This is a genomic window from Pseudoxanthomonas sp. LjRoot143 (assembly GCF_964252945.1).
GTDB lineage: Bacteria > Pseudomonadota > Gammaproteobacteria > Xanthomonadales > Xanthomonadaceae > Pseudoxanthomonas_A.
The window spans coordinates 38733-56306 of the sequence record NZ_CAXUPM020000002.1 but is presented as its reverse complement, the minus strand read 5'-3'; the positions used below and the strand labels follow the sequence as shown (position 1 = coordinate 56306).

General features: G+C 68.9%; 17 protein-coding genes. 9 read left to right on the top strand and 8 right to left on the bottom strand.

Annotated features, from left to right (window positions below):
- Window positions 1-2: 2 nt before the first annotated feature.
- Both ACSQ1W_RS21290 and ACSQ1W_RS21285 read right to left on the bottom strand, forming a co-directional pair.
- Window positions 3-1322 (bottom strand): MFS transporter, encoded by a 1320-nt coding sequence (locus ACSQ1W_RS21290; protein ID WP_436046358.1) that lies wholly within the window; start codon window positions 1320-1322, stop codon window positions 3-5.
- The gene (locus tag ACSQ1W_RS21285) at window positions 1322-3508 is read right to left on the bottom strand and encodes a primosomal protein N' (RefSeq protein WP_436046357.1); all 2187 of its coding nucleotides are present in this window, start codon (window positions 3506-3508) and stop codon (window positions 1322-1324) included. The genes ACSQ1W_RS21290 and ACSQ1W_RS21285 overlap by 1 nt, the downstream gene beginning before the upstream one ends.
- A 415-nt stretch (window positions 3509-3923) precedes the next feature.
- Between ACSQ1W_RS21285 and ACSQ1W_RS21280 the strand changes: the two genes are divergently transcribed.
- Window positions 3924-4940 (top strand): hypothetical protein, encoded by a 1017-nt coding sequence (locus ACSQ1W_RS21280; RefSeq protein WP_436046356.1) that lies wholly within the window; start codon window positions 3924-3926, stop codon window positions 4938-4940.
- A complete protein-coding gene (locus ACSQ1W_RS21275) occupies window positions 4927-5523 on the top strand; it encodes a DUF3106 domain-containing protein (protein WP_436046355.1) in 597 nt (198 codons plus the stop codon). Before ACSQ1W_RS21280 ends, ACSQ1W_RS21275 begins: the two co-directional genes overlap by 14 nt.
- A gap of 51 nt (window positions 5524-5574) precedes the next feature.
- Here ACSQ1W_RS21275 and ACSQ1W_RS21270 read toward each other — a convergent pair whose 3' ends face one another.
- Window positions 5575-6045 (bottom strand): hypothetical protein, encoded by a 471-nt coding sequence (locus ACSQ1W_RS21270; RefSeq protein ID WP_436046353.1) that lies wholly within the window; start codon window positions 6043-6045, stop codon window positions 5575-5577.
- Between the two features lie 17 nt (window positions 6046-6062).
- Entirely contained in the window at window positions 6063-7280 is a 1218-nt protein-coding gene (locus ACSQ1W_RS21265) for a DUF3667 domain-containing protein (RefSeq protein ID WP_436046351.1), read from the bottom strand.
- Between the two features lie 102 nt (window positions 7281-7382).
- Here ACSQ1W_RS21265 and ACSQ1W_RS21260 point away from each other — a divergent pair, with 102 nt between their 5' ends.
- From ACSQ1W_RS21260 to map, 4 genes are all read left to right on the top strand, one after another.
- Window positions 7383-8774 (top strand): MATE family efflux transporter, encoded by a 1392-nt coding sequence (locus tag ACSQ1W_RS21260; RefSeq protein ID WP_436046349.1) that lies wholly within the window; start codon window positions 7383-7385, stop codon window positions 8772-8774.
- Window positions 8775-8823: 49 nt separating this feature from the next.
- Window positions 8824-10731: a signal peptide peptidase SppA gene (gene sppA, locus ACSQ1W_RS21255; protein ID WP_436046347.1), complete on the top strand. Its 1908-nt coding sequence runs from the start codon at window positions 8824-8826 to the stop codon at window positions 10729-10731.
- A gap of 701 nt (window positions 10732-11432) precedes the next feature.
- Window positions 11433-11645: a ParD-like family protein gene (locus ACSQ1W_RS21250; protein WP_192271138.1), complete on the top strand. Its 213-nt coding sequence runs from the start codon at window positions 11433-11435 to the stop codon at window positions 11643-11645.
- Window positions 11642-12418 carry a type I methionyl aminopeptidase gene (gene map / locus ACSQ1W_RS21245; RefSeq protein WP_436046345.1) on the top strand — a complete coding sequence of 259 codons (777 nt, stop codon included), beginning with the start codon at window positions 11642-11644 and terminating at the stop codon, window positions 12416-12418. The genes ACSQ1W_RS21250 and map overlap by 4 nt, the downstream gene beginning before the upstream one ends.
- Before the next feature lie 17 nt (window positions 12419-12435).
- Here map and ACSQ1W_RS21240 read toward each other — a convergent pair whose 3' ends face one another.
- A complete protein-coding gene (locus ACSQ1W_RS21240; RefSeq protein WP_436046344.1) occupies window positions 12436-12930 on the bottom strand; it encodes a hypothetical protein in 495 nt (164 codons plus the stop codon).
- Window positions 12931-13008: 78 nt separating this feature from the next.
- On the bottom strand, window positions 13009-13137 hold the full coding sequence (locus ACSQ1W_RS21235; RefSeq protein ID WP_436046343.1) for a hypothetical protein: 129 nt from the start codon (window positions 13135-13137) through the stop codon (window positions 13009-13011).
- A gap of 58 nt (window positions 13138-13195) precedes the next feature.
- On the opposite strand from ACSQ1W_RS21235, the gene ACSQ1W_RS21230 reads away from it, so the two are divergent.
- On the top strand, window positions 13196-13972 hold the full coding sequence (locus ACSQ1W_RS21230) for an SDR family oxidoreductase (protein WP_436046342.1): 777 nt from the start codon (window positions 13196-13198) through the stop codon (window positions 13970-13972).
- Between the two features lie 5 nt (window positions 13973-13977).
- Window positions 13978-14298: a hypothetical protein gene (locus tag ACSQ1W_RS21225; RefSeq protein WP_436046340.1), complete on the top strand. Its 321-nt coding sequence runs from the start codon at window positions 13978-13980 to the stop codon at window positions 14296-14298.
- A 48-nt stretch (window positions 14299-14346) separates the two neighbouring features.
- On the opposite strand, the gene ACSQ1W_RS21220 is transcribed toward ACSQ1W_RS21225, so the two are convergent.
- Window positions 14347-15549, bottom strand: coding sequence for a metallophosphoesterase (locus ACSQ1W_RS21220; protein ID WP_436046339.1), 1203 nt, complete (start codon window positions 15547-15549; stop codon window positions 14347-14349).
- 133 nt (window positions 15550-15682) lie between these two features.
- Entirely contained in the window at window positions 15683-16342 is a 660-nt protein-coding gene (locus ACSQ1W_RS21215) for a hypothetical protein (protein ID WP_192271126.1), read from the bottom strand.
- Window positions 16343-16509: 167 nt separating this feature from the next.
- Here ACSQ1W_RS21215 and ACSQ1W_RS21210 point away from each other — a divergent pair, with 167 nt between their 5' ends.
- Entirely contained in the window at window positions 16510-17565 is a 1056-nt protein-coding gene (locus ACSQ1W_RS21210; protein ID WP_436046338.1) for a type 1 glutamine amidotransferase domain-containing protein, read from the top strand.
- Window positions 17566-17574 lie beyond the last annotated feature (9 nt).

Genomic DNA, 17574 nt, shown 5'->3' with positions numbered 1-17574 from the left:
CGTCAGTCCGGATCGCGGTCGATCAGCGAGGTCTCGCGCGTGTCCGGCATCCACAGGTAGACCAGCAGCGAACAGGCGATGCAGGCGGTGACGTACCAGTAGAAGCCGGTCTCGTGGCCGATGTCCTTGAACCACAGCGCCACCATGTCGGCGGTGCCGCCGAAGGTCGCCACGGTCAGCGCGTAGGGAAGGCCGACGCCGAGCGCGCGGATCTCGACCGGGAACAGCTCCGCCTTCACCACCGCATTGATCGCGGTATAGCCACTGACGATCACCAGCGCCACCATCACCAGCCAGAACGCGTGCGCGGCGCTCTGCACGTCCTGCAGCTGGCTGAGGATGGGCACGGTGAACAGCGTGCCCAGCACCCCGAACGCGATCAGGATGCGGCGACGGCCGATGCGGTCCGACAGCGCGCCGACCACGGGCTGCAGCAGCATGTAGACGAACAGCGTGGACGCGTTGATCAGGCTCGCGGTTTCCGCGGCCATGCCGGCGCTGTTGACGAGGAATTTGTGCACGTAGGTGGTGTACGTGTAGAACGCCAGCGTGCCGCCCATCGTCAGGCCGATCACCGAGAGCACCGCGCGCGGGTGCTGCATCAACGCGCGCAACGTGCCCTGGGCTTTTTGCTGGTTCGCCGCGCCGGTGGCTTCGTTGCGCTGGAACGACTCGGTTTCCACCATGTTCCGGCGCAGCCACAACGCCACCAGCGCGGCCACCGCGCCGATCGCGAACGGGATGCGCCAGCCCCACTCGCGTAGCTGTTCGTCGGTCAGGAACACGCGCTGCAGGGCGATCAGCACGGCCAGTGCGATCAGGTGGCCCATCACCAGCGTCACGTACTGGAAGCTGGACCAGAAGCCGCGGCGCTCGCGCGTGGCCATCTCGCTGAGGTACGTCGCCGACGTGCCGTACTCGCCGCCGACCGACAGGCCCTGCAGCAGTCGCGCCAACACGAGCAGGATCGGTGCAGCCACGCCGATGGTCGCGTAGCCTGGCGTGCAGGCGATGATCAGCGAGCCGCCGCACATCATCACCACCGACAGCATCAGCGCACGCTTGCGGCCGTGACGGTCGGCATAGCGGCCGAGCAGCCAGCCGCCGAGCGGGCGCATCAGGAAACCGACCGCGAAGATCGCGGCGGTCTTCAGCAACTGGCTGGTGCGGTCGCCACCCGGGAAGAACACCTCGGCGAAGTACAGCGAGAACGCCGCGTACACGTACCAGTCGTACCACTCCACCAGGTTGCCGACCGAACCGCTGAAGATGCTGCGCAGGCGCTGGGCGGGAGTGAGCGTGGCACGCGAGGCTGTCGTCATCAGTACAGGTCCATGGGATCGATATCGAGCGACCAGCGCGTGCGGCGCGCCTCCGGCAGGGCATGGATATGCGGGAGGGCGAGATCCAGCAGGCGGTGCAGCGTGCGGCGATCCGGCGAGGACAGCAGCAGGTGGACACGATGCAGGCCGGCGCGGCGCGGCATGGGGGCCGGCAGCGGACCGTGCATCTCCAGCGTGGCGTCGTGCGCGCGCAGCGCGTGCTTCGCGGCCTGCAGGAACTGCTGCGCGGCATCGACGTGCTGGGCTTCGGCGCGCAGCAGCGCCAGGTGGGCGAACGGCGGGAAGCCCGCCATGCGGCGCTGCTCCAGCTCCGCCTCGGCGAAGGCGTGGTAGCCGCCACTGATCAGCGTGTTCAACAGCGGATGATCGGGATGATGCGTCTGCAGCCACACATCGCCGCGCTTGCCTGCACGGCCGGCGCGGCCCGCGACCTGGATCAGCTGCTGCGCCAGCTTTTCGCCGGCGCGGAAATCGGTGGAGAACAGGCCTTCGTCCACGCCGACCACCGCCACGCGCGTCAGGTGCGGCAGGTCGTGGCCCTTGGCGAGGATCTGCGTGCCGACAAGGATGCCGGGCGCGTCGCCCAGCTTGGCGAGTTGCTGCGCCAGGCCATCGCGCTTCTGGGTGGTGCCACGGTCCACGCGCAGCACCGGCACATCGGTGAACTGTTCGGTTAGCAGCTCTTCCAGGCGCTCCGTGCCGATGCCCTGCGGCTGCAGCGCGAGCCCGCCGCAATCGGGACAGGCCGGTGGCGCCGCCTGGCGCGCGCCGCAGTGATGGCACTGCAGGCGCTTGCCGCCGGCGTGCACCGTCATCGGGCTGTCGCAGCGCTTGCAGTGCGCGCTCCAGCCGCAGTCGTGGCAGAGCAGCACCGGTGCGTAGCCGCGGCGATTCTTGAAAACGAGCACCTGGCCGCCAGCGTCCAGCGCCTGGCGGATCGCCTGCAGCGTATCCGCCAGCAGGCCGGCCTGTTGCACACGCTTGCGCACGTCCAGCACGCGCACCGACGGCGGCTGCGCTTCGCCGGCACGCCGCGACAGCCGCAGGTGCGCGTAGCGACCACTGCGTGCGTTGTGCAGCGTCTCCAGCGATGGCGTGGCACTGCCCAGCACCACCGGCACGTCCAGCGCCTTGCCGCGCACCAGCGCGAAGTCGCGCGCGTGATAGCGGATGCCGTCCTGTTGCTTGTAGCTGCCGTCGTGTTCCTCGTCGATCACGATCAGGCCAGCCTCCGGCAGCGGCGTGAACACCGCCGAGCGCGTGCCGACGATCACCCGCGCCTCGCCGCGCAGGCAGGCCGCCCACGTGCGTGCGCGCTCGCCGTCGTTGAGGCCGGAGTGCAGCGCGTGCACCGGCACGCCCAGGCGTTCCCGGAAGCGCGCCAGTGTCTGCGGGGTGAGGCCGATCTCCGGCACCAGCACCAGCGCCTGCCGGCCGCGCTGCAGGCAGTCGGCGATGGCGTGCAGGTAGACCTCGGTCTTGCCGCTGCCGGTCACGCCGTCGAGCAACAGGGCGCCGAAGCCGGCCGTGCCGACGATCGCGTCGGCCGCTGCCTGCTGTTCGTCGTTGAGGGCGGGCCCGGGGCGTGGCGCGGGGGCCGTCTGTGCCGCCGCCGCGGGAAAGCGTTCGGCCAGGCCGCGCTTGCCCAGGTCGCGGGCGGTGGCGCGGCCCGCATCCAGGTGCAGGTCCAGCGTGTCTTCGTCGAGGGACGTGTGCTGAGCCAGCAGGTCGGCGAGGCGGCGCGGCCGGCTGCCGGCCCGCAGGCGGTCGTGCTGCAACTGGCCGGCTTCGGTCAGGCGCCAGTGCCAGGCATGGGTGTCCGGCAACGGCTCGCCCTGGCGCAGCGCGACGGGCAGGGCGGTCGCGACCACTTCGCCCAGCGGCGCATGGGTGTAGCGCGCCAGCCAGTGCAGCGAGTCCAGCAGCTCGCCGAGCAGGAGCGGGGTCTCGTCGAGCAGGGCATCGGCCGGGCGCAGCTCCAGCCCGGGGTCGGCCGGTGCGGCGACCCCGGCGACGAAGCCGGTCAGCGCCCGGTTGCCGAACATCACCTTCACCCGCTTGCCGATGTCGCCGGGTGCGGCCTCGCGACCAGGCGGCGGCAGGTAGTCGAACAGCCGCGGCAGAGGCACGGGCAGGGCGATCTGGAGGACGGAAGCGGCTGACATTCCGGGCAGTGTATCGGCCCGTCCGGGCACGGGTAACATCTCACGCAGTTGCATCCATGTCCTGTCAGAATCTTGACGAAATTCACGCAAGTGCTGATCCCGGAAGGAGATTCCGATTTATCCACACGTGCTGTGGATAAATCTGTGCATGGCGGGAATGCTTCACGGCGCGATGACGCTGCCGCAAGCATCCGGGTCAGGTTGGTCAAAAAAGTGCCAGCAAGGCTTTTCTTATTAGAATCATATAGTTAGCCGTGAAACCCGACTGACACAATGCGAGGGAAGAGGTGCCGGTGGCGCCCCGTGACGATTTGGTGACTGCTGTGCACAACGTTTTTCTTGGAAACCCTTGCGGCGCCGGGGAGAGCAGGTTTCGACAGGCTGTCAAGCGTCCGTACGGGCGGGACGGGTGACTATGATCCACGCATCCCAGACCGGTTCCACGATGGCCGCTTCCAACGCTCCGACACCTGCCGCACCCCCCGCGCTTGCCGCATTCCTCCGTGGCTGCGAACGCCGCGGCGCCGTGTTCGCCGAACTGCAGTGCGGCGACGCCGACCGGGGCGACGTGGCCCTGGCTGCCGCCCTGCGCGCGTTCCGGGGCAAGGCCGCCGCGCTGCCGATGGCGGACTGGCCGGTGCGCTTCTGGGCGCTGCTGGCGGCGACGCCGCAACTGCGCGTGGACGGTCCCGGCGCCGGCTGGCCCGACGCCTTCGCCGCGCTGGCCCGGCCTGCCACGGCCGACCGGGCGGCGCTGCTGTTGCGCCTTGCCGGCGGGCTGCAGGAGGCCGAAGCGGCCGACGCGCTCGGTCTCGACGGTGCGGCCTACCGCGACGCCTTGGCCCGCGCCTGCCCGCGCGATGCGCTGGGACATCCGGATGCCGGTGCTTGGCGTGCGCTGGCCGATGCCATTCAGCACCACCTGCGCGAACTGCCCGCCGACCGCCTGGCCAAGCTCGCGCGCCTGCGCGAGGACGCCCTCGCCGGCACCCGCCAGCCGCCTTCGGTCAAGACACCCACGTTCGCCGCGACCCCGGCCCCCCGGCGCTGGCCGTGGATCGTGCTGGCCGCGGTCCTGCTGCTGGCGGCCGTGGGCGCTGGACTGTGGTGGTGGCGCGGCCAGGCCCTGCTGGCGCCGCCATCGGCGCAGGCACCGGCATCCATCGAAGAGGACGGCGTGGTAGCGCTGCCGCCCGATCCGGAGATAACGACCGCCGCATTACCTGCCGCAGGCGCCCCCGCCGTGCGGGCGGATGACGTCATCGCTGCCGAAGCGCACGCCGATTTCGCGCTGCTGGCCGATGCCGATGACGAGGCGCGTGCGCGCGAAGCGGATTTCCTGGCCTGGTACGTCGCTGGTGCCGGTGCGACGCCGGCGACTGCGTTGCCGACCTCCGATGCGGATGCAGGAGCCCCTGATGCAGCGCGCTGACCGCCGGCGTCGCGTCGTCGCCGGCGCGCTCGCCGTCATCGTCGTCGCGACGGGTATTGCGGCCTCGTCCGCGCAGGACAGCGCGGATGCGGCCCGCTGGGCGGCGATGTCGCCGGCGGCGCAGGCGGACTGGCAGCAGCGTCGCCTGGCGTGGGACGCGTTGCCGCGGCAGGAGCGCGAGGACCGGCGCGCGCGTTACGCGGCGTGGCGCGCGCTGGACGAGGTGCAGCGTGCGCGCCTGCGCGCCGCCGCCAGCGAGATCGCGGCGCTGCCGCAGGAACACCAGGCCGCGCTGCGCACGCAGTTCAGCGTGCTCGACGGCATGCAGCGGCAGGGCTGGCGATTGGGGCCGGAACTCGGCGCCGACTGGCCGCGCCTGCAGCCGCTGTTCGCCTTCGTGCCGCCCGCCGAGCGCGATGGCCTGCTGGCGCTGCTGCGCCGGCTGGACGCGGAACAGCGCGACGACCTCGCCGCGCTGGCGCAGCGCCTGCCGCCGCAGGATCGCGACGCATTCCGTCGCGAGCTGCTGGCCGTGCCCGAGGCACAGCGCCGCGCGTGGCTGCGGCAGCGGCGGGATCGCTAGGCGTTACCTGGCCAAGTCGCTTCGCGACGCGATATCGGGTCGAGTGAGCTGTCAGCGTTGGCGCAACGCGCGATCCTGTCGCACATGCGGTTCGAGCAGAGAAGCGATTTCGACCCTGGTGGGGCGGAGATGATCGCCGGTGCTTTCGAGGACTGCGCGGCACTCGGCGTGGTCACGATGACGACCTTCAAGGAGTGCCAGGTCTTGCTCGGAACACGTTACCGGAATGGCGATCGTCAATCCGCCTTCCCCTGCGTCAGGCCAGAACCAGTATTCGCTCAGGCGAATCTGCAGGTCGATGCGGCCCAGCTCGATGACGTAAGAGCGAGTGCTTTCGGCGGAGGTGGTCTTGAACGTGCAGGATGGCGGCGCGAGGCGCGCGTCGCAGGCCAGCTCGGTAGCGCTCCCATCCGCGTACGTTTGCCGGATGGCTTGTGGGGACTGGGCGACGTTCGCCGCAGCGTGGAGGAGCGTCGGCAGGAAAAGCGCGAGGAGCGTCGTGGCGATCAGGTGTCCCTTCATGGCGGCTCCGCTTTTCGCTACACGTTCACCCACGTCGTCAGCATCAGGAAGATCAGCGCCGTCACCAGCATCATGAAATACAGCGCACCGAGCACCGAGAACTTGAGCAGGGTGACGATCCGGTGCTGCCGGTACACGCGCTGCTGCATCTTCAGCAGGTAGATCGGCATCCACACCAGGATCGCGGTCAGCACCGTCCAGTAGGGGATCTTCCACCAGTAACTGTCGGCCGTGACCAGGCTGCCGAACGCCTGGGTCAGGCAGAGCGCCAGGACGCACAGGCACAGGTAGGCGTGGCTGTACAACGCCACCACCAGGTGTTCCAGGTAGACGCGCCGTGTTCCGATGTACGCCAGCTTCAGCAGCAGCGCGAACACCGGCACCAGCACGAACAGGGCCGACGGCACCGAGCCGATCAGGCGCGTGAAGAAGTAATCCGGATCCTGCGCCACGCGCGGCACGTTCTCTTCCGCCCGCGCCAGCTTCCTGTTGAACCAGCGATTGGCGAAGCCGGGCAGCCAGCCCACGCGCACCGGGTTGGTCTCGGCATCGAACGGCTTGCCGTCGATGGTGATCAGGGCGCGCATGGGGATTTCGGGCAGTGGTGCGCCGACAGGGAAGCGATCGGGCTGCGCCAGCGACGGATGATCCGGCTGCAACTGCATGATCCGCTCGCGCGCCAGCCGCTGGGTGGCGTAGATGTTCTCTTCGATCGGCTTGCGCACGAAGCCCAGGCCGCGAGGGATGCCCGCGCGTGCCGAGACCAGTCCATCCAGCGTCTTGTCGCGCTCCTTGATGACCGCGTCGACGGTCGTCTGCTTCGAGAAGGTGATGCCCGATTCGTCCGGCGGAGCGACCAGGTTGGTCTTGCCGTCGGCCGTCGCCGGTGGGTTCGGCAACCTCACTTCCTCGAAGTGCAGGGTCAGCTTGGCCACGAAGAACGTCAGCACGCTCAGGATCACGAACAGCCGCAGGGGCGCCACGAACGGCGCGCGGTGGCCGCCCAGATAGGCGTTGGCCAGCTTGCCGGGCGACAGCAGCGTGCGCAGGGTGCGGAAGATGCGCCCGTCCAGGTGCCAGAACGACTCGAACACCTCTTCCACCGCATGCCCGAAGCTGCGCAGCGGGTTGTGCGCGTTCTGCCCGCACACGTGGCAGTAGCCCCCCTGCAGCGGCGTCTTGCAGTTGTCGCACGCACTGGCGTGCACGGCGTCGGCATCGTGCGATGGGGTCATGGGGCGTTCGGGTGGCGCGGCGGGCGAGCGGGTAAGATACCGGCCTCCCGTGACCCGGTGCCAGCGCGACTCCGCGCGACCGCAGTCCGGCGGTTGATCCTCATGTCCGTCTCCCCCTCCCCGACCCCGCGCTTCGGCCAGGAAGTGCGCGCCACGGGCACGCTCGCCCTGCCCCTGGTACTGGGTCATGTCTCCACGGGCCTGATCGGCTTCGTCGACAACGTCATCGCCGGCCACCATGCCACCGCCACGCTGGCGGCCGTGACCGTGGGCACCGCGCTGCTGTGGCTGCCGATGATGGTGCCGATCGGCACGCTGATCTCGCTGACCGCCTCGGTCTCGCAGCTCGACGGCGCCAACCGCCGCAGCGAGATCGCCCCGCTGTTCCGCCAGGCGCTGTGGCTGTCGCTGGGTCTGGGCCTGCTGATGTTCGCCTTCCTCAGCGTGGCGCCGTACGCGCTGGCGGCGTTCGGCATCGCGCCGGACATCATTCCCGGCGCCACCGCCTTCCTGCACGGCATCCGCTGGGGCGTGCCGGCGCTGACGTTCTATTTCTGCATGCGCTACCTCAGCGAGGGCACGCACTGGACGCTGCCGACCATGATCCTCGGCTTCGGCGGCCTGCTGGTGCTGGCGCCGGTGGGTTACGTGCTGGCGTTCGGCAAGTTCGGCTTCCCGGAGATGGGCGCGGGCGGGCTGGGTATCGCCTCGGCGCTGACCATGTGGATGCAGGCGATCGCGTTCGCGATCTACCTGACGCGCGCGCGCCGCTTCGCCGACCTGCAGCTGTTCGCGCACTTCGACCCGCCGCGCCGTGCGCCGATCATGCAGCTGCTGCGCACCGGCCTGCCGATCGGCATCACCGTGCTGATGGAAGGCAGCCTCTTCATCGTCACTGCGCTGCTGATCGCGCGCCTCGGCGCCGTACCGGCAGCCGCGCACCAGATCGCCATCAACGTGTCGGCGCTGTGCTTCATGATCCCGATGGGCGTGGCCGAGGCCACCACCGTGCGCGTGGGCCATGCGGTCGGCGCGGGCAACACGCTGGGCATCCGCCGCGCCGCGCACGCCGGCTACGTCATCGTGCTGGCCACGCAGGCGATCTCCGCGCTGTTCCTGCTGCTGGGCCACGACCTGGTGGTGTCGCTGTACACCGACGACCTGGCGGTGGCCGCGCTGGCCGGCACGCTGCTGCTGTTCGCGGCGGCGTTCCAGTTCCCCGACGGCATCCAGGTGCTGTCGGCCGGTGCCCTGCGCGGGCTGAAGGACACCCGCGTGCCCATGTGGCTGGCCGTGGCTGCCTACTGGGGTCTGGGCATGCCGCTGGGCGCCGGGCTGGGCCTGGGGCTCGGTTGGGGCCCGCAGGGCATGTGGCTGGGCCTGATCGTGGGCCTGACCGCCGCGGCCGTGCTGCTGGGCTGGCGCTTCGAGCGCAGCAGCAGGCGCTGGCCGGCCGTGGCCCCGTCCGCAGGCACGGTGACCAACGGAACATGAAAGCCTCACACGCGCACGCTACAGTGACCCCAGTTTCCCGGAGTTTTCCATGAGCCAAGTCGCACCCGCCGCCCCCCGCCGCAGCCCGGTCGTCGCCTTCTTCGTCGGCCTGTGGGACGTGATGAACTTCACCCGCAAGCTGGTCCTCAACCTGATCTTCTTCGGGTTGCTGTTCCTGGTCTTCATCGTCTTCGTCATCGCCGCCGGCAGTGGCGGGGTGAAGCCGCTGATGGAGCGCACCACCTTCGTGCTGGCGCCGGAAGGCCGCCTGGTGGAGCAGTTCACCTCCGATCCCGCCACGCGCGCGCTGGCCAAGGCGCTGGGCGACAAGAGTGGGGAAGAGGTGCAGTTGCGCGACCTGCTGCGCGCCATCGACGCGGCGCAGAAGGACGAGAAGATCGAACGCATGCTGCTGCGCGTGGACCAGCTGCAGCCCACCGGCTACGCCTCGCTGCGTGAAGTCGCCGCGGCGCTGGCCAAGTTCCGCGCATCGGGCAAGCAGATCGTCGCCTTCGGCGAGAACATCAGCCAGACCCAGTACCTGCTGGCCGCGCAGGCCGACGAGGTCTACCTGGATCCGATGGGCAGCCTGATGCTCGAGGGCCTGGGCCGTTACCGCCAGTACTACCGCCAGGGTCTGCAGGAAAAGCTGGGCGTGGACGTGCACCTGTTCAAGGTGGGCGAATACAAGTCCGCCGCCGAACCCTACGTGCTGGATGCCGCGTCCAAGGAGGCCAAGGAAGCTGACCTGTTCTGGATGAACGATGTGTGGCAGCGCCTGCTGGCCGACATCGCGAAGGTCCGCAAGACCACGCCGGAAGCGTTGGCCGCCGGCATCGACACGCTGCCCGAAGGCATCGCCGCCGCCGGTGGCGACCTGGCCAAGTACGCCCTGCAGCAGAAGCTGGTGGACGGCCTGAAGACGCAGGAAGAAGTCGAGAACCTGCTGATCGAGCGCGGCGTGGCCGACGAGGATTCCGAGACCGGCTTCCGCGCCATCGGCCTGACCGGCTACCTGACCCAGGTCGACGCCAAGAAGAATCCGCTCGACAAGCGTCCGCAGATCGCCGTGGTCGTGGCCGAAGGCGAGATCACCGACGGCGACCAGCCGGCCGGCCGCATCGGTGGCCTGTCCACCTCGGCGCTGCTGCGCGAGGCGCGCGACGACGACGACGTGAAGGCCGTGGTGCTGCGTGTGGATTCGCCCGGCGGCGGCGTGTACGCCTCCGAGCAGATCCGCCGCGAAGTGGCCGCGCTGAAGAAGGCCGGCAAGCCGGTGGTCGTCTCGATGGGCGACCTGGCCGCCTCCGGCGGTTACTGGATCAGCATGAATGCCGACCGCATCTATGCCGATCCGTCCACGATCACCGGTTCCATCGGCATCTTCGGCGTGATCCCCACCCTGCCGCGTACGCTGGAGAAGATCGGCGTGCGCACCGACGGCGTGGGCACCACCCGCTTCGCCGGCGCCTTCGACATCACCCGTCCGCTGGACCCGGCCGTGGGCCAGGTGATCCAGTCGGTCATCGACAAGGGCTACGCCGACTTCACCGGCAAGGTCGCCGAGGCGCGCAAGAAGCCGGTCGAGGACGTCGACGCCGTCGCCCGCGGTCGCGTGTGGAGCGGTGCGCAGGCGAAGGAGCGTGGTCTGGTCGATGAACTCGCCGGCTTCGATGCCGCGGTGGCCGATGCTGCCAAGCGTGCCAAGCTGGGCGACGCCGATGCCTATCGCGTGCGCTACATCGAGAAGATGTCCTCGCCGTTCTCGCAGTTCATGGGTGGCTTCGCCGGCAGCCGCATCGGTGCGGCCTGGCTGAAGGATTCCGACTTCGCCCGCGCGCTGCTGGCGCGCAGCCTGCCGGAGATGGAAGCGCAGCTGCGCTTCGTCGACGAGGCCGTGAACGACCGCAACGGCGCCCCGGTGAAGAGCCTGGCGTACTGCTTCTGCGGGTTCTGAGCCTCATCGCCATCGTTTGATCGACGGGCCGCGCGGGAAACCGCGCGGCCCGTTGCGTTTGCGTCGCCGAAGGACGCCGTCGCGTCGCCGCATGCCGCGTCGGCCAGGACTCGCGTCGCGTCGGCAGTGCGGCACGCCAGGTCGCGAACGCGATGCCCCGCGTCCGTAACGCGAAGCGCGGTGCAGGATGTGTCGTGCACCGCGTTCGCTACCCGAAGTGCTGCGTGGCGAACGCCGCATGCGACGTAGGGCAACGCGACACACCGCGTCCGCAACCCCGCACGCCGCGTTCGGAATGCAGCGCTTCGCGTTCACTGCTTCGCGCACCGCGTTCGCCAACCGGACACTTCGCGTTTGGAACGCGGAACATCGGGCAGGACAACTCCGCGCACCGCGTTCCGGACACCGGATACCGCGTTGGGAACGCGATCTGTCGCGCGCCGAACGCGGCGGATCGGGCGCTACGCGCGACGCGCCGGGTAGGCAACAGCGGGAGCAGGACCGCCGACAGCGTCGGTCCGCTGTCTTCGGTGGCGCAGGGGATGGCAGGCAGGACACGTGGGGCGTGCTTCGCCAGGGGTCACATCCGACGCCCGGGACATGGCCTGCTGAACTCCGGTGGCGGGGTTGCGAGGACGGAGGCTGGAGCGGAATACATGATTCGTATATAATTCATATATTCCCGCTCCACGAGGTTCCCCATGGGCATCGTCAACATCGACGACGCGCTGCACGACCAGCTGCGTCGTGCCTGCACCGTCAGCCATCGCTCGATCAACGCGCAGGCCAACTTCTGGATCAAGGTCGGCATGCTCTGCGAGATGCATCCGGAGCTGAGCTTCCAGGACATCGTCGCCAACGAACTGCGCGCGGCCGGCGTGCAACCGGCGCCGCTGCGCTCGGGCCACACATGATCAAGACCGAGGCCGAGCTCGCGCTGATGGCGGAGGCCGGCGCGCTGCTGGCATCCGTGTTCGACCGGCTCAGCACGCTCACGCTGGAAGGCATGAGCACGATGGCGGTCAACGACCTGGCCGAACGCATGATCGCCGACGAGCTGCACGCGCGGCCGGCAAGCAAGGGGCAGTACGACTTCCCGTACGTGCTCAACGCGTCGATCGACCACGTGGTCTGCCATGGCATGCCCTCGCACGACGACGTGCTGCGCAGCGGGCAGATCGTCAACTTCGACATCACGCTGGAAAAGAACGGCTACATCGCCGACTCCAGCACCACCTACCTGGTGGGCGAGGTCGCGTATCCCGCGCGCCGGCTGGTGCAGGCCGCGTACCACGCCATGTGGAAAGGCATCGCCGCCGTGCGTCCCGGCGCGCGCCTGGGCGATGTCGGCCACGCGATCGCGCACTACGCGCGCTCGCAGGGCTACAGCGTAGTGAAGGAGTACGGCGGCCACGGCATCGGCCGCGAGATGCACGAGGCCCCGCACGTCCATCACTACGGCCGGCCCGGCACCGGCCAGGTGCTGGAGGAAGGCATGGTGTTCACCATCGAACCGATGCTCAACGAAGGCCGTGCCGCCGTGCGCCACACGCCGGACGAGTGGCCGGTGTACACGCGCGACGGCAAACTCTCCGCGCAGTTCGAACACACGGTCGCGGTGACGCGCGACGGCGCGCGCGTGCTGACGCTGCGGTCGGATGAAGTGCCGTTGTGCAAAGTCGCCTGAGAGGCGACGGCATCGTCCTAGCGGTTCGGAATCGTTGCCATCAGTGCGCAGAATGCGCCGCCCGCCGCGACGGCCGCAGCATAGTTCAGCAGGGTTGCGCCCATGCCTTGCCACACCTGAAGTGTGGCGATGAAACCCGCAACCACGATCGCTCCCCATGCAGAACAGAACAGCAGCGTCTTGATGCCTGCCGGTGTGAGCAGGCGCGTGCCGCGTCTTGCGCGGACGGAAGATGCGGTGAGCAGAGCTGCAAAGAAGATGAGTGCCCAGAAGAGCGCGGCCACCACATGCAAGACATTCCCGTGGCCAAGTGCGATGCCCGCTATCGCGTAGGCCAACGACAACGCCACGAAGACCAGCAGGAAACGCGGAATAAGCCGGGCCGTCTCCGTCAGCAAGACTTTGGTGGGAATGCTCCGATCGTGCATCTTCCAGGCACCGCCGAGACCATCCGCGCCGCGTTGCGGCAGTGAAGGTAAAGCAGAGTGCATCAAGTTGCCAGGTGCTGCCAAGGCAACAAGCGAAGAGCCGGGCAAATGGTGCGGACCTTCACGACATCCATGACGCCAACGTCCCGGGGCTCTTGCGACTCAGGCCGCGACGCTGTCCGCGTTCGCCTGAGGCTCCGGCGGCTTGTCGGTAGGGGGAGGCTCGGGGGCGCGGCAGGCGGCGCAGGCCAGCAGCAACGCGGCGAGCAGGGTGAGGCGGATCCGGGTCATGGCGACGGTCCTCCTGTGACGTGGCGCTATGCTACGCCCATCGATGAAGGAGGCGCATGTGGCGGCGAACCGGTGGCGGCTGGACGGACAACGGGCACTGGTGACCGGCGCGAGCGCGGGCATCGGGCTGGCGATCACGCGCGAACTGCTGGGTCTGGGCGCCGACGTGCTGATGGTGGCGCGCGACGTCGACGCCCTGCAGGAGGCGCGTGCCGACCTGGGTGAGGAATTCCCCGAGCGCGAGATCGGCACGCTGGCCGCCGACGTGGCCGACGACGAGGACCGGCGCGCCATCCTCGACTGGGTCGAAGACCACGGCGACGGCCTCAACATCCTGGTCAACAACGCCGGTGGCAACGTCACCCGCGCCGCGGTGGACTACACCGAGGACGAGTGGCGCGGCATCTTCGAGACCAACCTGTTCTCCGCGTTCGAACTCTCGCGCTACGCGCATCCGCTACTCACGCGCCACGCCGCCTCGTGCATCGTCAACGTCGGCAGCGTGTCCGGCATCACCGCCGTGCGCAGCGGCGCGCCCTACGGCATGACAAAAGCCGCGCTGCACCAGCTCACCCGCAACCTCGCCGCCGAATGGGCCGAGGACGGCGTGCGCGTGAACGCGGTGGCGCCGTGGTACATCCGCACGCGCCGCACGTCCGGCCCGCTGTCGGACGCGGACTACTACGACGAAGTGATCGAACGCACGCCGATGCGCCGCATCGGCGAACCCGAGGAAGTCGCTGGCGCCGTCGCCTTCCTGTGCCTGCCCGCGTCCAGCTATGTCACCGGCGAGTGCATCGCGGTGGATGGCGGGTTCTTGCGGTACGGGTTCTGAGACAGATGGAGATCCTCCTCTTCGTCGTCCTGCCGATGCTGCTGGCGCTATGGGTCACGCGCCGGGTCGATCGCCTGCTGGCAAGCAGAGGGGTGTTCGGCCGCTGGTGGCGGATCGTGTCGATCTGGTGTGTCGTGTCTTCGCTTGCGCTGTTTGCGGCCTGTTCGTACTACGCCGGCCAGGATGCAGAGACATCGTTGACTGCCATGCACAAGGACGGTGGCTTCAAGGCCATCGCCTTCTTCTTCTGGAATGCGCTGTTGATCCTGTCGGCCAATGGCGTGGCTGCCGGCATCGCTTGGATCCGCGGCCGCCCGACCACGTAGAGTGCATTTTCCTGGGTCGACGATGGCCCTCGCTGGCGTGCTGAGCTTCTACTGCAGACGAGCGCGCCCACCTTCCGCATCCACGCGCCACAACACGCCGTCTTCGTACAGCGCCGCCTGCGATGTCTGATCGGCATGGTGGACATCCAGCCGCAGCAGGCGGCCTTGCTGTTCCAGCCTGATATCGGGGACCAGTGTGTGGCCGATGGCGATTCGCTTGGCGCCGTAGCGCGCGAGCGCGCGCTGCAGATGGGCGGCAGGATCGGCTTCGCGACGATGGTTGGCATCGTCGGGCAACGCCATGCCACGGTACCAGGTCAGCCCGCTGCGCCCGAGCAGGATGTCGGCGTCGCCGTGCAGGCCTTCCGGTTCATCGTGCAGGTGCGGTTGCGCGAGCGCGTTGATCTGGTCGATGTCCAGGTCGAGTGCGAGCACGTCCTGGCTGATGCCGCCGTGCACGAAAAGATGATCGCCGACACGCGCGACCACCGGCTGTTCCGCCAGCCAGGTGCCGAGCACCGACTGCGCGGAGAACAGGCGCTCGTCGCCGTCGTCGCCCAGGGCCTGCGCGAACGCGACCAGGCCGCTGGGCCAGTACTTCTTGCGGCCCGACATCGCGAGGTGTTCGTGGTTGCCGAGCACGTAGTGCACACGTCCGCCGGCGGCATCGGCTTCGACCTGCAGCCGGTAGATCAGCCACAGCACGGCCGTCATGTCGTCGCCGCGATCGACGAAGTCGCCGACCAGCGCGACATGGCCGTCGCCGTAGCGCCAGTGCAGGGCGTCGTCGATGACGCCCTGCGCGCGCAACAGCGAGGTGAACTTGTCGAACTCGCCCTCGATGTCCGACAGCATCAGCAGGCGCGAGGGGTTGTCGGCATGTACCGCGCTACGGGCGGGCGAGGCCGGGCGCAACGGCACCGGGAAGCGCGTCTTCGCGGCATTGCCGACCTGCACGGTGAGCGTCGGCAACGGCGACGCGGGCAGGCGCGTACGGACCAGTCGCCAGACGTGCGCATCCTGCTGCGTGGCAAGCACCTCGTAGCCGCTGTCATGAAGGAACACATGCGGGCCCTCCACCGCCAGCGCCGGCTTCTCCATGATCTGGAAGCGCCGCGCGTCCGCATCCCAGCCGAACGCGACGTTGCCGTGCGGATCCTTCAGGCGGAAACCACCGAACACCACCAGGCCGATCAACGCCGCGCTGGCAAGTGCGAACACCAGCGCCAACCGCTTCATCCACTTCGCCATCGCGCACGCCCTTCCCCGGAACGCGGATGACGTTACGCGCCGCAGGCGTGCCGCTCCATGGGCAGGAAGCCATGCCTGAGTGTGAGGCTATGCGATGCGATGCGCGGCGGCATGCGCGCATCGCGTGTCCGCGCTACGGCTTCCGGGTCGCCGCCTCCGGCGCGCTGAATACCACGCGGCCGTTGGCATCCAGCACTTCGATGCGTGCGTCGCCGGCGCGGTCCACGCGCAGGCGGATGCGGTCCTTGCCGCTGGCATCGGCCAGCAGGATCTCGGCGTCGTTGTGTTCGTTCTGGATGGCGATGCGGCGCGTGGCCTGCTTGGCCGCATCCAGCACCTTCACGTGCGACGGCACGGCCTGGTTGATCTGCAGGCCGCTGCTGATCGGCTCGCCGTCGGCGCCGATGCGTGTCATCAGGCCGATGGCATCCATGTTGGGATTGTCGAAGGCGAGGGCGGAGACCTTGCCGGCCTCCACATCGGTCAGCGCCAGCCCGCCGACCTCGTTGCCCTTGCGGTCGTAGAACACCAGGCCCGCGGGCGTGACGGCGCGCTTGAACGTCTCGCCGTTCAACATCGGTGGCGGGAAGCGCTGCTGGTTGGCCAGCACCACGCGCGGCGTGCCGTCGGCATCCACGATGTCCAGGCGTTCCACCGACAGTCGCGCGTAGTGCGGGTCCGGCGTCTTGAAGGCGGTCAGCAGCACGGCGACGAAGGCGAGGGTCAGCGCGCCGGCATAAAGGCGCAACAGGCGCATTTCGCGCAGCAGGCGAGGCATCGGGTCGTGCGGCATCGGAGGTCCTTGCGGTGGGAAACCGCCGATTCTAGCGAGCGTGCCGTGCGCATGGGCCTCACGCGTGTCCGCAATGCCGGCGAGCCGGGCCGCCATCGGCGGCGCGATTGAAGTTCGTTTTACACACGATGCGTAGCGTGCCTGCATCGACGGAAGCGGGAGCGGACATGAAGCGATGGATCAAGCGCGGCCTGCTGGCCTGTGCGGCGGGGCTGGTGGTGGCTGTTGTCGGCGGCTTCGCCTACGTACATGCGCTGGACCTGGACAGCCAACCGCCGGCGCGTGCGGACAGCACGGTGGCGGACCTGGATTTCATGCGGGATGCGATGCCGGCGACGCGGGGGAAGATCCTCGCCGTGGTGACCAGTACGTCGCACTTTCCCGGCGGGGAGAAGAAGGCGGGTTTCGAACTGACCGAGCTGGCGCGGGCGTACTACGTGTTCCGCGCCAACGGGTACGAGGTCGACATCGCCAGTCCACAGGGCGGGTCACCGCCGATGCGGCTGGACGACGAGGACATGGTGGCTGCCGACTACGCCTTCCTCAACGACACTGATGCGCGCAGGAAACTCGATGACAGCCTGCGCCTGGCGGAGGTGGATCCTGCGCACTACGCCGCGGTCTACTTCGTCGGCGGCAAGGGCACGATGTTCGACTTCCCCGACAATGCCGACCTGCAAGGCATCGTGCGTACGGTCTACCAGGCGGGTGGCGTGATCGGCGCGGTGTGTCATGGTCCCGCTGCGCTGCTGGAGGTGGTGCTGGACGACGGCACGCCGCTGCTGCGCAACCGTCGCGTGGCCGGCTTCAGCAATGCCGAGGAGCTGTTCCTGATCAAGGATGCGCGCGCGCGTTTCCCCTACCTGCTACAGGATCGCCTGCAGGAGAAGGGCGCGCAGTACGTCGAAGGCCCGATGTACGTGGACACCACGGTCGTCGATGGCCGGCTGGTGACCGGGCAGAACCCGTGGTCGACCTGGTCCACCGCCGAGGCGATGGTGCGCGCGCTGGGCCATGAACCGGTCGCGCGTGCGCCGGGACGCGACGAACTCGCCGTGCAGGTGCTGGCGGCCTACCACCGTGACGGCATCGACGCCGCGCGCCGTGCGCGGACGGCGCGGCCGGACGCGGACAAGCGCCTGCTGCTGATGCATGCGCTGGTGGCCGGCATGCAGGGGCGCCTCGGCGAGGCGTGGCAGCTGCAGACGCTGGCGCTTGGGTGAGCGCCAGTG

Excerpts from the sequence above, each read along its gene's own strand:
- ACSQ1W_RS21210 (WP_436046338.1), top strand. The coding sequence starts at position 16,510 with ATGAAGCGATGGATCAAGCGCGGCCTGCTGGCCTGTGCGGCGGGGCTG.
- ACSQ1W_RS21235 (WP_436046343.1), bottom strand. The coding sequence starts at position 13,137 with ATGACCCGGATCCGCCTCACCCTGCTCGCCGCGTTGCTGCTGGCCTGC.
- ACSQ1W_RS21220 (WP_436046339.1), bottom strand. The coding sequence starts at position 15,549 with ATGGCGAAGTGGATGAAGCGGTTGGCGCTGGTGTTCGCACTTGCCAGC.
- sppA (WP_436046347.1), top strand. The coding sequence starts at position 8,824 with ATGAGCCAAGTCGCACCCGCCGCCCCCCGCCGCAGCCCGGTCGTCGCC.
- ACSQ1W_RS21250 (WP_192271138.1), top strand. The coding sequence starts at position 11,433 with ATGGGCATCGTCAACATCGACGACGCGCTGCACGACCAGCTGCGTCGT.
- ACSQ1W_RS21215 (WP_192271126.1), bottom strand. The coding sequence starts at position 16,342 with ATGCCGCACGACCCGATGCCTCGCCTGCTGCGCGAAATGCGCCTGTTG.
- ACSQ1W_RS21290 (WP_436046358.1), bottom strand. The coding sequence starts at position 1,322 with ATGACGACAGCCTCGCGTGCCACGCTCACTCCCGCCCAGCGCCTGCGC.
- ACSQ1W_RS21280 (WP_436046356.1), top strand. The coding sequence starts at position 3,924 with ATGATCCACGCATCCCAGACCGGTTCCACGATGGCCGCTTCCAACGCT.
- ACSQ1W_RS21265 (WP_436046351.1), bottom strand. The coding sequence starts at position 7,280 with ATGACCCCATCGCACGATGCCGACGCCGTGCACGCCAGTGCGTGCGAC.
- map (WP_436046345.1), top strand. The coding sequence starts at position 11,642 with ATGATCAAGACCGAGGCCGAGCTCGCGCTGATGGCGGAGGCCGGCGCG.
- ACSQ1W_RS21260 (WP_436046349.1), top strand. The coding sequence starts at position 7,383 with ATGTCCGTCTCCCCCTCCCCGACCCCGCGCTTCGGCCAGGAAGTGCGC.
- ACSQ1W_RS21275 (WP_436046355.1), top strand. The coding sequence starts at position 4,927 with ATGCAGCGCGCTGACCGCCGGCGTCGCGTCGTCGCCGGCGCGCTCGCC.
- ACSQ1W_RS21225 (WP_436046340.1), top strand. The coding sequence starts at position 13,978 with ATGGAGATCCTCCTCTTCGTCGTCCTGCCGATGCTGCTGGCGCTATGG.
- ACSQ1W_RS21270 (WP_436046353.1), bottom strand. The coding sequence starts at position 6,045 with ATGAAGGGACACCTGATCGCCACGACGCTCCTCGCGCTTTTCCTGCCG.
- ACSQ1W_RS21285 (WP_436046357.1), bottom strand. The coding sequence starts at position 3,508 with ATGTCAGCCGCTTCCGTCCTCCAGATCGCCCTGCCCGTGCCTCTGCCG.